This is a genomic window from Bradyrhizobium sp. 26S5, assembly GCF_036923295.1.
In the GTDB taxonomy this organism is placed as follows: domain Bacteria; phylum Pseudomonadota; class Alphaproteobacteria; order Rhizobiales; family Xanthobacteraceae; genus Bradyrhizobium; species Bradyrhizobium septentrionale.
This window is the reverse complement of the sequence record NZ_CP145948.1, coordinates 7,787,864-7,800,830: the sequence shown is the minus strand read 5'-3', so window position 1 is coordinate 7,800,830 and position 12,967 is coordinate 7,787,864. Positions and strand designations below refer to the sequence as shown.

Below are 12,967 nucleotides of genomic sequence, written 5' to 3'. Positions count from 1 at the left end.
GGAACATTGCCCGCATCATGCCCCAGATGCCCCGTCGCAGGCGACGCCCTGATGACTCGTCTTTCGTTTAACCCGGCTGGGCGTGGAAAAACTCGAAAATCTTGCGGGCGCTTTCGGCGCTGACGCCGGGAACCTTGCCGAGGTCGGCGATCGAGGCCCGCTCGATCTCCTTGAGAGTTCCGAAGTGGTGCAGCAGGGCACGTTTGCGCGATGGGCCGATGCCGGGAATCTCCTGCAGGCCGGCCTCGCGGATGTCCTTTTTGCGCAGCTTGCGGTGCGAGCCGATTACGAAGCGGTGGGCCTCGTCGCGTAGCCGCTGGATGAAATAGAGCACCGGGTCCCGCGGCTCCAGCTTGATGGCCTCGCGGTCCGGCATGAACAGGGTTTCGCGCCCGGCATCGCGCTCCGGTCCCTTGGCCACCGCCATCAGCGAGACCTGGGTCAGCCCGAGGTTCTGGAAGATTTCCCTGACCGCGTTGAGCTGGCCGCGGCCGCCGTCGATGATGACGAGGTCGGGCCATTGCGGGAACGAATCGTCGTCCGCCTTAGTTTTTGCGCCGTCCTTGGCGGAGGCCTCGCCCTCCGGCGGCTTCAGCAGCCGCTTGAAGCGGCGCTCCAGCACCTCGCGCATCATCCCGTAGTCGTCGCCCGGCGTCAGGCCCTCGGACTTGATGTTGAACTTGCGGTACTGGTTCTTCATGAATCCGTCGGGCCCGGCCACGATCATTGCGCCGACCGCGTTGGTGCCCTGGATGTGGCTGTTGTCGTAGACCTCGATGCGCCTCAGTGTGTGCGGCAGGCCAAGCGTGGTGACCATGCCCTCGAGCAGCCGGCTTTGCGTCGCGGTGTCGGCGAGCTTGCGGCCGAGCGCCTCGCGCGCGTTGGTGAGCGCGTGGCCGATCAGCTCCTTCTTCTCGCCGCGCTTGGGCACGGAGACCTCGACCTTGGATCCGGCCTTGACCGACAGCGCGTCGGCGAGCAACGCGCTTTCCTCGATCTCGTGCGACAGCAGGATCAGCTTCGGCGGCGGCTTGTCGTCGTAGAATTGCGCGAGGAACGAGGACAGCACCTCCTCGGGCGTGAAGGTCTTTTCCGCCCGCGGGAAATAGGCGCGGTTGCCCCAGTTCTGGCCGGTGCGGAAGAAGAACACCTCGACGCAGGAATAGCCGCCTTCCTGATGGATCGCGAACACATCGGCCTCTTCGACCGTGCGCGGGTTAATGCCCTGCTGCGACTGGATCGCCGACAGCGCCGCGAGACGGTCGCGATACAGTGCCGCGGTCTCGAATTCGAGCTCGCCGGAGGCCTTCTCCATCTCGGCCGCGAGCAACTCCTTCACGGCGTGGCTCCGGCCGGAGAGGAATTCGGTCGCCTCGCGCACCAGTTCGGTGTAGCCGGGGAAATCGATCTCGCGCGTGCACGGGCCGGCACAACGCTTGATCTGATAGAGCAGGCAGGGCCGGGTGCGGCTTTCGAAGAAGCCGTCGGTGCAGGAGCGGATCAGGAAGGCGCGCTGCAGCGCCGTGATGGTGCGGTTGACCGCGCCGGCGTTGGCGAACGGACCGAAATAGCGTCCGGGCCGCGACTGCGCACCGCGATGCTTGAGGATCTGCGGCGCCCAGTGATCGCCTGATATCAGGATATAGGGAAACGACTTGTCGTCGCGTAGCTGCACATTGAAGCGCGGGCGAAGCTGCTTGATCAGATTGGCTTCGAGCAGCAGTGCTTCGGTCTCGGTCGTGGTCGAGACGATCTCGACATGCGTGGTTGCTGCGATCATGCGCAGGATCCGCGCCGGCAGCGGCGCGTTGGCCCGCGCATAGGACGACAGCCGCTTTTTGACGTTCTTCGCCTTGCCGACATAGAGCACGTCGTTGGCGGCGTTGAGCATGCGGTAGACGCCGGGCGAGGTCGGCGCGAGGCGAACCGCGTTCTCGATCGCGGCATGGCCGACCGAGAGCGTGCCTTCGGCAACCGCCTCGGTGGCGTCGTCCGAAGCGTCCGGCAGACGCGCCTCATCCTCCTCCTCGGCTGCGGAGGTTTCCGGATCGACGTCGCTCGTGTCGAGCGTCAGATCGTCCTGCGGCAGGTCGGACTTTGAACCGCGCCGTGGCTTCGGGGCCGGCGTCGGACGTTCGGGAGAATCGTGAACCATGGGCCGTAAATTAAGCGCTCGGGCGACCGCTCGCCAGCGTTGGCGTTACTGGAAAAACAACCCCGATCGCAGGAGGTTACCGACCCTGCGGGCTGACCCGGGCGGGTGGGTAACACATTGTTAAGATTGATGAGCGGGCCGGTAACGGGGCTTAACAGCCCTTTAACTTAAAACTCTCGATAAACCTTAGCGAAAAAAGTGGAATTCCGTAACCACGCTGGCCTTGGCCGGCGGGCTACGGCAGTTGCGTGGTGGAGAGTACAATGACCCGGTTGGTTGCGCGTGCGCTGGCACTGATCGTCGCAGGCTGGACGACTTCGGCGGCGTCGGCCGACCTCAACTACGGATCGCCCTATACCGTCCATCAGCCGCTCAACGCCTATAGCTGGGCCGGCCCCTACCTCGGCGGCAACATCGGCTATGGCTGGGGTTCGGTCGAGAACAACCCGACCAAGCCGTCCGGCTTCGCCGGCGGCGTGCAGGCCGGCTACAATTTCCAGAACGGCACCCCCTGGGTGTTCGGTATCGAAGCCGATATCCAGGGCTCCGCCGCGGACGATCGGTTCGCGCCCTGGAAGTTCTCCAACCCGTGGTTCGGCACGGTGCGCGGCCGCGCCGGCTATGCGGTCAACAACGTGCTGTTCTACGCAACCGGCGGTCTCGCCTTCGGCGAGCTGCGCGGCGAAACCTTCGGCATTTCGGAGACGCATACCAATGCGGGCTTCACCGTCGGCGCCGGCGCCGAAATGGGCTTTGCCCCGAACTGGAGCGCCAAGATCGAGTATCTCTACGTCGATCTCGCCAACAGCAACTTCACGATCACCGGCGGCGCGTCGAACGGCTACAGCTTCAGCCTGGTTCGCGCCGGCATCAACTATCACTTCTGAGAACAAGAAAACGTTAGATATCAACTCCCGGTCGCGCCTCGCGCGGCCGGGTTTTTCTTCGTGCTGATGACGTGGACATCATGCGCAGCGGCACGCGCGCCACGGCGTTCGCGAAGCCAATCGCGCCGCACGTGTCGGTTATGCGGGCACCGCCAGTCGCGTCCGCATCATGCAGGTGGTCACGCAGCGAGCGCGAGCCGCGCGCCCGGCAGTCAACTCACACGCAACGCTTCATTTGGCGTTCATCACGAGCCGCGCGCCGCAAGCGCTCCTCATGAAACCACCAGGTTGACCGCCTTCGGGCCCTTGCCCTTCTTGTCCGGTTCAACCTCGAACGTAATGCGCTGTCCTTCAGTCAGGTCCTTCAATCCCGCACGCTCGACAGCTGTGATGTGAACGAACACATCGCGGCCGCCATCGTCAGGTTTGATGAAGCCGTAGCCACGCTCTCCGTTGAAGAACTTGACTGTCCCAGTCATGGCCATCGGGAAAACTCCTCCCCCGTATTGCTCCACCGCTACGCGCACGCCGCGTAACGGTTGACCGACATTCGCTTGTCGGAAGCTTGGCCACCTGAACAGGCCGGTGTCACGCCGCCGGTCTGCCTGGATTTATTTCGGCCTTGTCACTCCGCCGCAACCATTCGCGGAAGCGGAACGTAAAGCCAGTCGTAACAGGATGAGCATAATACGGTTCCGCGCGCGTTGCCTACGATCAATTCGAACTTTTCAGTGGGTGCTGCGGATTAAGCCTTGAGCGTCTCGAGTCTGAAGCGGCCAGCGCCGCCTTGACCAAGCGGCTTCTCGAGTTCGGGCAGGATGATCTTCAGCTCACCTGCCAACGTCCACGGCGGATTCACCATCAAAAGGCCGGTGGATACGAGGCCGCCGTCGGTTTCTTGCGGTGCCACACTGAATTCCAAACGCAAGCATTTGCCGGCAGGCCGGCTTGTTGCTGCCGCTGCAGCGACGCTGTGCGCGAGCTCGTCGGTGGCCCTCCGGGATTTTACGGGGTACCACAAAAGATACGCGCCAGTCGGCCATTTCGCGAACGCTTCAGTGAAAGCATGGGCCAGTCGTTCGAACTCATCCTTTGCCTCGAACGGTGGATCGATCAGCACCAGACCGCGCCGCTCGTTCGGCGGCACGAATGCGGGCAGCGCCGTCCAACCATCGAGATCGACGACGCGCGCTTGCGCATCACGCCGCAACGCATCGATCAGTTGCTTGCGCGCCGTCGGTTCGATCTCGCAGGCGGTGAGGCGGTCTTGCGGCCGCAGCAGCGCACGCGCGATCAGCGGCGAACCGGGATAGGTTTTCAGTTCGCCTCTCGAATTGAATGCCCTGACGATGTCGAGATACGGCGCGATCAGCGGCAGCGCCTTGTCGGAGAGTCGCGCCTGCATCAGCCGCGCGATGCCGGTGAGCCATTCGCCGCTGCGCTGCGCTTCGCTCGATGTCAGGTCATAGAGCCCGGCGCCGGCATGGGTGTCGATGACGCGGAACGGCGCCTGCTTTTCCTGCAGATAGGTGAGCATGCGCACCAGCACGATGTGCTTGATGACATCGGCAAAGCCGCCGGCGTGAAAGGCGTGACGGTAGTTCATGGGATAGCAATTACCACGTCATTGCGGGGGGAGCGACTTGTCCGCCGAAGCTCGGGGAGCGTAGGCGGAAGCAATCCATCTCACCACGAGAAAGTATCGATTGCCTCCGCCTTCGCCGAGGCTGCGGCGGACAAGTCGTCGCTTCAGCGCAAAATTGCCCTGCAATTTTGTCGCGAGTTGCTCGCAATGACGGGAAGCGATGGGCTGGAGCATGTTCGGTTCTGATTGAGATCAGAACCGAAGCTCCAGCTTCCTGTTTTGACGCATTTTCTTCACGCGAACCGGTGCCCAATTCGCTCGAAAACGCGCTAGCCGCCGCGAACCGGCGGCATCAGCACCTGATCACGGCGACAGGCGCGGCGGTCGGTTTCCTCGCAGGAACGGAATTGCAGGTCCTTGCTGAGGCAGATCCGCACCTCGCTGAGCCGCCTGCTGTCGCAGGTCACCGCGATCGCCGAGCTGCTGAGTCCCGGATTGACCTTGATGAACGCCGCCTCCAGCTCGTCGGGCGCGATCGTCTTCGGCTCCGACAATTGCAGGAATTCCTCGGGGATCTTCACCGCAGCGCGGGCCTTGCGGATGGCTTCGAAATAGGCCCGCTCGCCGAGGCCGGAGCAGGTGCCGTGCTTGTCCCACTCGTTGTAGATCAGCCCGGGCGCCGGCATCAGGTCGAGCATCGAGGTCATGATGTTGCGGGCGAGCCGCGGCGAGGGCCGCTGGCAGTATTCGGGAAAGCCCCGCTCATATTGCGGCCACAGGCCGTGGACCACGAAGGAATACGGCCGCCCGCTGCACTGGGCCTGCGTGCCGCGGCCATTGTTGCCGCGCTCGCTCGCCGCCTCGCAGAACGAAGGCGACCACGACAGCGACAATACGTAGAAATCGAACTCACCCGGCGCATTCTGGCGGCGATCCTGGGCCGAGGCCCCCACCGCACCGCATAGAACAAAGGCAATCGAAATCAGAAATCGGGAAATTGTGACCAACCGCGGCATCAAACGCTCCCCTCACTCGACCGCCCGGAGCCTAGCAGGCCACCGGAACATTTCAAGAACAAAAGCCGCCGTCTGAATGGCGGCGGCTTCTGCTGTCAGCAATCTGGTCGGAGATCAGGGCCGGGCGGCCTTGCAGGACGGGTTGTAGGCCCAGTTGCGATCGAGGCCGGTCACGCACCATTCGACGCCCGGGCTGAGGCTGAGAGAGTCGCTGACACCGGCAAAGCCGCCGTCCTCGATGATCGAATAGTGTACGCCGCGCACCTTGCCGTCGCTCAACATCACGTCGCCCGAGCAATAGCGGCGCGGAATATTGTCGGCCTGCCAAGGGCGGAAGGCGGTTTCGTGGATCCGGTTGAAGCCGGTGATCACGAGCGGCGAATTCCAGAAAGTGGCTTCCTTTTCCTGGAATTGCTCGCTGATGACCCTCAGCGCCCTCTCGCAGGGCGCCACATTGCCGTCATAGCGCGGGCCGGACAGCCAGAAATTCAGCTCGAACGGATTGGCGGCCTCGGCCGTACCCCCGAAAGCCAGCAGGCCGACCACGAGTGCGGCGCCGAGGCCAAGCTTTTGGCCGAGTTTATTGCGGGAGTTGAACAGGTTGCGCATGGGAATCCACCCGATGATCCGATGCGCGGACGGTGCCGCGAAGCCCTGGCAAGGTCAAGTGCAGCGCGGCAACACCTGCAGAGAAGTCCACTTCTAGCGGCCGGCTCGTTCTTTTCACGGTGGCCGGCGCACTCTATGTTGCTTCAAGCGAAATGGAGTCTGCGATGCGAAGGAAATTGGCCGCGTGCCTGGTTGCCGTTTGCGGGATGCTGGCCGTTGTACCGGCGCGGGCCGATTGGTTGCAGCCGGTGCCGCCGTTCAAGGGCAATGATACCGGCGGTATCATCGCCTATACGCTGGCGGTCCAGAGCGACGCCCGGCAGCTCGCCGTCGATCACTGCGCCTCCTACGGCAAGGTGGTGAAGTTCCTTGCGGTGCAGCGCTATCCGGGTGGCTATCTCTCCTTTGCCTGCCGCTGGGTGCCCTACGGCGCGGCCGAGAGGCCAGTGCGCACGCTCTACTGAGCGCGCCGCTCCATTCTCCGATCGTTCAGCCGGGAGCTCACCGCATGACCCGACAGCTTGCCTTGCTTGGTTCGGCTGTTTGCCTCGTCTTGTCCGCCGGCGCCGCAAGTGCCGTCGACCTGCCGACCCGCAAGGCCGGGCTGTGGGAGATGAAGATGCTGCGTACCGGCGGGCCGATGCCGGAAATCACCATGCAGCACTGCACCGACGAGACCACCGACAAGGAAATGAGCGCGGCGGCATCGCCGATGGCCAAGGAAGTCTGCTCCAAGCAGGATATCCAGAAGACCGCGACCGGCTATGTCAGCGATTCCATCTGCAGCGTCGCCGGCATGACGGTGCAGAGCCACGCCGAGATCGTCGGCGACTTCAATTCCGCCTACACGGTCAAGAGCACCTCGCATTCCGAGGGCGGCGCGGCCGGCACCCGCGACACCACGATGACCATCGAGGCGAAATGGCTTGGCGCCTGCAAGGCCGACCAGAAGCCCGGTGACATCGTCATGCCCGGCGGCATGAAGATGAACGTCAAGGACATGGAAAAGCTGAAGGGCCTGCTGCCCAAGCAGAAGTAGGGCGCAGCGCATTGACGTCGCGCGCCTGAATGTATCGCCTCTCATCTCGAGAGGCTGTGACGCTTTGCACCACCTCCATTGCGAGAAGCTCGCGACAAAATTGCAAAGCAATTTTGCGCTGAAGCGACGACTTGTCCGCCGAAGCTCGGCGAAGGCGGACGCAATCCAATTCGCAGCTTGCTTGTCGAGGAGCGATGGCTGCTTCGCGCAGCCTAACATCGAGCGCACGTTCGCTCGCCCCGTTAGATGCGATGACATGGATAGCGCGCATCACTTGCGAGGTGTTGGCTTTGATCGCGCACAATGCCAAGGGTATTGCAGGACGAAATCAACATCATTGAACGATCGCTGCGTGCCTCGCGCTCGAGCAATCTGAGAAAGCGAAGACGCGCATCGAATTCTTCGCGCTGCAAGCGTGCTGCGACAGCATGTCGTTTTGAATCGCTCCAGTGTTGCGCATCTTGAATCGTTCCAGTGTTTCGCATCGTGTGCGCTTCAATGGATTCTATTTTGCGCGTGTGGAATTTCGCTCAACCCGCCGATAGAAGTCCGCCCCAATCGATGCCCGCTGAGTTGCGAACGCGCGGCTCGGTCAAGATTTCCTGGGCAGTGTGGGGATTGTTTGGTGGGAATGGCTTCGTCGCGGAGCAAGCGCGGCTTGCTCGGATCAACGGCTGCGATCAATGCGGCGTTTCTCGGTTCGGTGTTGCTCGTGCCAGCGGGGGCAAACGTCGCCAACGCTCAGGCGCAAACCAGTGCTCCGCCGAACAATGTAAGCGTGCTCCCTCCGGTGACGGTGAATCAACCTGATGTGGCAAAGAAGCGCGGCGCCGTCGCTTCAAGTCAGCGCACCAGGACTTCGCGAACGACTGCTGTGAACCAGCGCCGCAATGCGGCGCCCGTTCAGAGCCAGGCTCCGCGGGCGCAAGGCGCCGGAGGCGCGATCGGCGTGACGACCGGATACGTGGCAACCAACAGCACCGCCGGCACCAAGACCAATACGCCGCTGCTCGAGACGCCGCAATCGCTTTCGGTCGTGACGCAGAAGGAGCTCAGGGATCGCAACGTTCAGACACTCAAGGACGCCGTCAACTACACGCCCGGCGTCACGACCACGGCATTCGGTTATGATCCGCGGTTCGATAGTTTTTACATCCGTGGCTTCGATGCGACCTACACGGGGATCTATCGGGACGGCCTGCGCCAGGGCGGCGGCAACTTCGCCATTCCGAAGATCGAACCCTACGGTCTCGACAGCGTGTCGATCCTCCGTGGTCCTGCCTCGGGCCTCTACGGCCTTGGCTCTCCGGGCGGCATCGTGGATGTCACTACGAAGCGGCCGACGTTGACGCCGTTCGGCGAGGTGCAGTTGCAGGCCGGCAATTATGACCGTTACCAGGGCAGTTTCGATATCGGTGGTCCGGTGCCCGGCAGCGATCAACTGTACTACCGGCTGACCGGTTTGCTCCGCGACGCGAAGACGTGGTATCCCGGCAATGACGACGATCGCGCCTACATCGCGCCTGCTTTGACCTGGCGGCCGGACGCCGATACGTCCTTCACCATCCTGAGCGAATATCAAACCAGCCGCACCGCCGCGAGCATCGGCAATTTCCGCACGGCTGACGGACAATTGACCAACATCTACTCGAATGATCCGGCCTTCAGCGCCATGGACCAGAAGCAGTATCGGATCGGTTACGCGTTCGAGCACAATGTCGACGACGTGTGGACGGTGCGGCAGAACTTTCGCTTCTATCAGGTCGACGTGGACGCGAAATACACCCAGATCGATTCGATCGACTATAGCACCAATCTCGCGTCGCGCTCCGCCTGGCGCATATTGGACAGCTTCAATACCGTGACGCTCGACAATCAGGCCGAAGCCAAGTTCATGCTTGGCGCGATCAGGAACACGGCGCTGTTCGGCGTTGACTACGGCCACTCCTACTACAGCGACAAGATCGGCTACGGAGCGGCGCCCGATCTCAATCTTTCGACCATGAACTACGGCGCTCAGGCCATCGCGACGCCGGCTTTCTCGATCTTCAACAAGCAGTCGACCGACGAGGTCGGTGTCTATGGCCAGGAGCAGGCCAGGCTCGGAGGCTTCATTCTGACGCTCAATGGGCGCCAGAGCTGGGTATCGCAGACCACGACCGCAGGTCTCGACGGCATTCCGTCAACGGCGACCGCCTTTACCGGCCGTGCGGGCCTCAGCTACGTCTTCGACAATGGCCTTGCGCCCTATGTCAGCTACGCGACGGCATTCAGCCCGCAGGTCGGCGTCGACGCATCGGGATTGCCGTTCAAGCCGACCACCGGCGAGCAGACGGAAGCGGGCATCAAGTACCAGATGCCGCACGTTCCGGTGCTGCTGACCGCCGCGGTGTTCGACATCACGCAGGACAATGTGCTGCGCACCGATCCCAACAACATGGCATTCCAGGCGGCAACCGGTCAGGTCGAATCGAAGGGCGTGGAGCTCGAGGCGAAGCTCGCGCTCAAGCAGGGATTCGATCTCACCGCTGCCTACACCCATCTCAACGTGGTGATCACCCAGGGCAATCCCGATACGACCGGCCATGAGCTCTCCGGCATTCCGCGGAATTCCTTCGCCGCCTTTGGCAAATACACGTTCCAGTCCGGTGTCCCCGTCGAAGGGCTCGGGCTCGGCCTGGGTGTCCGTTACATCGGGACCAACTTCGGCAACGACCAGAACACGTTCCAGAATGCGGCGACAACGTTGTTCGATGCCGTGATCGATTACGATCTCGGCAAGCTGGACCGGCGATTGCTCGGAGCCACGATGCGGCTGAACGCGACCAACCTGTTCGACAAGCACTATCAGACCTGCCAGTCCGGCTATTGTTATGCCGGCGAACGGCGTCAGGTCATCGGCACCTTGTCCTATCGCTGGTAGCGGCCATTCCTGAGCTTCGAGCCGAAGGCAGAGCTTTGCTACACCGGCACCCGCACCGCCGCCCGCAAGCCGCCCATCGGGCTTTCGCTGAGCAAGATGTCGCCGCCATGCGAGCGGGCGATGTCGCGGGCGATCGCAAGGCCAAGCCCGCTGCCGCCCTCGTCCTGGTTGCGCGCATCGTCGAGCCGCAGGAACGGCTTGAACACTTCCTCGCGCATCGCGGCGGGGATGCCGGGCCCGTCGTCGTCGATCGTGACGTTGAGATAGCGATGGTCGCGGTGGCCGGTGATCGAGATGGTGTTGGCGTGGCGCGCCGCGTTGGAGACAAGGTTGCCGAGGCAGCGCTTGAATGAGGCCGGCTTCACCGTGACGACCGGCAGGCCGTGGAATGCGACGGTTGCGGTGTGGCCGTGGCGCTCGGCGTCGCTGCGCAATTCCTCAAGCGCCAGCGCCATGTCCGTCGGCTGCGCGACCTCGCCGGAATCGCCGCGCGCAAAGGCGAGATAATCCTCCAGCATCATCGACATCTCGTCGACGTCCTTGCGCATCGCGTCGATCTCGGGGCCTTCGCCGATCAAGGCGAGCTCGAGCTTGAAGCGGGTCAGGATGGTGCGCAGATCATGCGAGACGCCGGCGAGCATGGCGGTGCGCTGCTCGATCGAGCGCTCGACGCGCGCCTTCATCTCGATGAAGGCCTGCGCCGCGCGCCGCACCTCGCGCGCGCCGCGCGGCCGGAAGTTCGGCGCTTCGCGGCCCTTGCCGAAACTTTCGGCGGCGTCGGCAAGCCGCAGGATCGGCTTGATCTGGTTGCGCAGGAACAGCACTGCGACGATCAACAGAATCGTCGAGGTGCCGAGCATCCAGAAGATGAAGATCTCCGAATTGGAGGCGTAGGCCGCGCTGCGCTGGGCGAAGATCCGGATCACCGAATCGTCGAGCTGCACGCGGATCTCGACCAGGTTGGACTTGCCGACGGTGTCGATCCAGAACGGACGGCTGATCTGGCGGCCGAGCTGCACCGAGAGCGTCTGGTCGAGCAGCGAGAAGAACGGCTTCGGTCCCGGCGGCGGCATGTCGCCGGTGGGGAGGAAGTCGACCACCAGCTGCAGCTTCTGGGCGATGCGACGCAGCTGGGCGCGATCCTTGTCCTGCGGATAGGTCTTGTAGACGTCGATCAGCGCGGCAATGTCGGATACCACCGCGGCCGACAGCCGCCGCGTCACCGTGTTCCAGTGCCGCTCCATGAACACGAACGCGACCACGGTCTGCAGGATCACCATCGGCACGATCATGATCAGCAGCGCGCGGGCGTAGAGGCCGGTTGGCATCCAGCTCTTGAACGCATTGCCCATCCAGCCGTTCGCCTTCGAGACGCGCTGCGAGGCGTTCTTGATCAGGGTCAGGCCGGTGTCGAGCGTGCTCATGGCTGTATCTTACGGCGAGGCCACCAGGCGATAGCCGATGCCGCGCACCGCCTGCAGGAACAGCGGATTGGCGGGATCGTGCTCGATCTTGCGGCGCAGGCGGTTGATCTGCACGTCGACCGCGCGCTCATTGACGGTGCCGCCAGAGGTCAATTCGGCGCGCGGCACGGTCTCGCCGGGCGCGCTCGCGAGGATGCGCAGCATCTCGCGCTCGCGATCGGTGAGATGGATAATTTCCTCGCCCTGGCGCAGCTCGCTGCGCTCGATGTGGAAGATGTAGGGGCCGAACGCGATCTGCTCGACGGTTACGACCTGCGGCGGCGTGGTGCGCTTGAGGATATTGCCGATGCGAAGCACGAGCTCGCGCGGCTCGAACGGCTTGGCGACATAATCGTCGGCGCCGATTTGCAGGCCCTCGATGCGGGCTTCCGCCTCGTGGCGGGCGGTCAGCATGATGATCGGCACCGTCGAGGAACTGCGGATGAAGCGGGCGAGGTCGAAGCCGTTTTCGCCAGGCATCATCACGTCGAGGATCAGCAGGTCGAAATGCAGCCCGAGCAGCTTGGCACGGGCGTCGGTGGCGCTCATCGCCGTGGTGACGCGATAGCCCTCGCCGGACAGAAAGCGCGACAACAGGTCGCGAATACGCCGGTCGTCGTCGACCAAAAGGAGATGCGGTGCGTCGTCGGCCGGCTCGGCCGGTGTCCGCAGCATGGTTGCAGCCTGCACCAGGTTCACTCCCTTGTTTTTTTGCCGACGCCGAAGATCGCTTCGAGCACCTTGTCGGGATCGTCGCGGTCGATCATCGCGCGGAGGAACTGGCGAACGGTCTCGACGCCGGCCGGATCGATCCCGGCGATCGCGCGGTTGATGCGGTCGGTCTGCAGTCCAGCGAGCTTGGCGACCAGCGCCTCGCCCTTCGGCGTGGCGTAGAGCAGGCGCTGCCGGCGGTCGTTGTTGCCGGTCTTCTGCACGATGTAGCCCTCGTCCAGCAGCTGCTTGAGCACGCGGCCGAGCGATTGCTTGGTGATGCGCAGGACGTCGAGCAGGTCGGCAACCTTCAGGCCGGGATAGCGGGTGACGAAGTGGATGACGCGGTGGTGGGCGCGGCCGAAGCCGAACGCCTCCAGCTCCTGGTCGGCGTCGCCGACAAAGTCGCGGTAGGCGAAGAACAAGAGCTCGATGATGTCCCAGCGCAGGTCGCGCCCGCCCGCCGCGGGAGCGTGGTCGTCTCCCTGCGAATCGGGCTTGGCAGCCATGCCTGAGAAATTTATGTCAGTCATATTGACGTATCTTGGGTTCAATGTTACAAAACTGCCTGTCACGACG

The 12,967-nt window shown here is 63.3% G+C and carries 12 protein-coding genes; 4 read left to right on the top strand and 8 right to left on the bottom strand.

Annotated elements, in window-relative coordinates; genetic code table 11:
* Positions 1–67: 67 nt before the first annotated feature.
* On the bottom strand, positions 68–2,155 hold the full coding sequence (gene uvrC, locus V5279_RS36775; protein ID WP_338691839.1) for an excinuclease ABC subunit UvrC: 2,088 nt from the start codon (positions 2,153–2,155) through the stop codon (positions 68–70).
* 263 nt (positions 2,156–2,418) lie between these two features.
* Between uvrC and V5279_RS36770 the strand changes: the two genes are divergently transcribed.
* Positions 2,419–3,042, top strand: a complete 624-nt coding sequence (locus V5279_RS36770) for an outer membrane protein (RefSeq protein WP_166209848.1) — start codon at positions 2,419–2,421, stop codon at positions 3,040–3,042.
* A 272-nt stretch (positions 3,043–3,314) separates the two neighbouring features.
* Here the strand turns inward: V5279_RS36770 and V5279_RS36765 are convergent, their stop codons facing one another.
* From V5279_RS36765 to V5279_RS36750, 4 genes are all read right to left on the bottom strand, one after another.
* Positions 3,315–3,527: a cold-shock protein gene (locus V5279_RS36765; protein WP_016844477.1), complete on the bottom strand. Its 213-nt coding sequence runs from the start codon at positions 3,525–3,527 to the stop codon at positions 3,315–3,317.
* Positions 3,528–3,787: 260 nt separating this feature from the next.
* Complete coding sequence (locus V5279_RS36760) at positions 3,788–4,648, bottom strand: 23S rRNA (adenine(2030)-N(6))-methyltransferase RlmJ (protein ID WP_338691835.1); 861 nt, start codon at positions 4,646–4,648, stop codon at positions 3,788–3,790.
* 308 nt (positions 4,649–4,956) lie between these two features.
* Positions 4,957–5,643 carry a ribonuclease T2 family protein gene (locus tag V5279_RS36755; protein ID WP_414645646.1) on the bottom strand — a complete coding sequence of 229 codons (687 nt, stop codon included), beginning with the start codon at positions 5,641–5,643 and terminating at the stop codon, positions 4,957–4,959.
* Between the two features lie 114 nt (positions 5,644–5,757).
* The gene (locus tag V5279_RS36750) at positions 5,758–6,252 is read right to left on the bottom strand and encodes a hypothetical protein (RefSeq protein ID WP_166303576.1); all 495 of its coding nucleotides are present in this window, start codon (positions 6,250–6,252) and stop codon (positions 5,758–5,760) included.
* Positions 6,253–6,416: 164 nt separating this feature from the next.
* On the opposite strand from V5279_RS36750, the gene V5279_RS36745 reads away from it, so the two are divergent.
* The 3 genes from V5279_RS36745 to V5279_RS36735 all read left to right on the top strand — a co-directional run bounded on the left by V5279_RS36745 (position 6,417) and on the right by V5279_RS36735 (position 10,214).
* A complete protein-coding gene (locus V5279_RS36745) occupies positions 6,417–6,716 on the top strand; it encodes a hypothetical protein (RefSeq protein WP_166303579.1) in 300 nt (99 codons plus the stop codon).
* Positions 6,717–6,760: 44 nt separating this feature from the next.
* Entirely contained in the window at positions 6,761–7,291 is a 531-nt protein-coding gene (locus tag V5279_RS36740) for a DUF3617 domain-containing protein (RefSeq protein ID WP_338691833.1), read from the top strand.
* A 949-nt stretch (positions 7,292–8,240) separates the two neighbouring features.
* On the top strand, positions 8,241–10,214 hold the full coding sequence (locus tag V5279_RS36735; protein WP_338691832.1) for a TonB-dependent siderophore receptor: 1,974 nt from the start codon (positions 8,241–8,243) through the stop codon (positions 10,212–10,214).
* Positions 10,215–10,252: 38 nt separating this feature from the next.
* Here the strand turns inward: V5279_RS36735 and V5279_RS36730 are convergent, their stop codons facing one another.
* From V5279_RS36730 to V5279_RS36720, 3 genes are read right to left on the bottom strand one after another with little or no spacing between them, the layout of a single operon-like run.
* Entirely contained in the window at positions 10,253–11,638 is a 1,386-nt protein-coding gene (locus V5279_RS36730) for an ATP-binding protein (RefSeq protein ID WP_166303587.1), read from the bottom strand.
* Between the two features lie 9 nt (positions 11,639–11,647).
* A complete protein-coding gene (locus V5279_RS36725; protein ID WP_414645783.1) occupies positions 11,648–12,352 on the bottom strand; it encodes a response regulator in 705 nt (234 codons plus the stop codon).
* Positions 12,353–12,372: 20 nt separating this feature from the next.
* Positions 12,373–12,921 (bottom strand): MarR family winged helix-turn-helix transcriptional regulator, encoded by a 549-nt coding sequence (locus tag V5279_RS36720; RefSeq protein ID WP_414645645.1) that lies wholly within the window; start codon positions 12,919–12,921, stop codon positions 12,373–12,375.
* Positions 12,922–12,967: the final 46 nt, after the last annotated feature.

Excerpts from the sequence above, each read along its gene's own strand:
- uvrC (WP_338691839.1), bottom strand. The coding sequence starts at position 2,155 with ATGGTTCACGATTCTCCCGAACGTCCGACGCCGGCCCCGAAGCCACGG.
- V5279_RS36770 (WP_166209848.1), top strand. The coding sequence starts at position 2,419 with ATGACCCGGTTGGTTGCGCGTGCGCTGGCACTGATCGTCGCAGGCTGG.
- V5279_RS36765 (WP_016844477.1), bottom strand. The coding sequence starts at position 3,527 with ATGGCCATGACTGGGACAGTCAAGTTCTTCAACGGAGAGCGTGGCTAC.
- V5279_RS36760 (WP_338691835.1), bottom strand. The coding sequence starts at position 4,648 with ATGAACTACCGTCACGCCTTTCACGCCGGCGGCTTTGCCGATGTCATC.
- V5279_RS36755 (WP_414645646.1), bottom strand. The coding sequence starts at position 5,643 with ATGCCGCGGTTGGTCACAATTTCCCGATTTCTGATTTCGATTGCCTTT.
- V5279_RS36750 (WP_166303576.1), bottom strand. The coding sequence starts at position 6,252 with ATGCGCAACCTGTTCAACTCCCGCAATAAACTCGGCCAAAAGCTTGGC.
- V5279_RS36745 (WP_166303579.1), top strand. The coding sequence starts at position 6,417 with ATGCGAAGGAAATTGGCCGCGTGCCTGGTTGCCGTTTGCGGGATGCTG.
- V5279_RS36740 (WP_338691833.1), top strand. The coding sequence starts at position 6,761 with ATGACCCGACAGCTTGCCTTGCTTGGTTCGGCTGTTTGCCTCGTCTTG.
- V5279_RS36730 (WP_166303587.1), bottom strand. The coding sequence starts at position 11,638 with ATGAGCACGCTCGACACCGGCCTGACCCTGATCAAGAACGCCTCGCAG.
- V5279_RS36725 (WP_414645783.1), bottom strand. The coding sequence starts at position 12,352 with ATGCTGCGGACACCGGCCGAGCCGGCCGACGACGCACCGCATCTCCTT.
- V5279_RS36720 (WP_414645645.1), bottom strand. The coding sequence starts at position 12,921 with ATGACTGACATAAATTTCTCAGGCATGGCTGCCAAGCCCGATTCGCAG.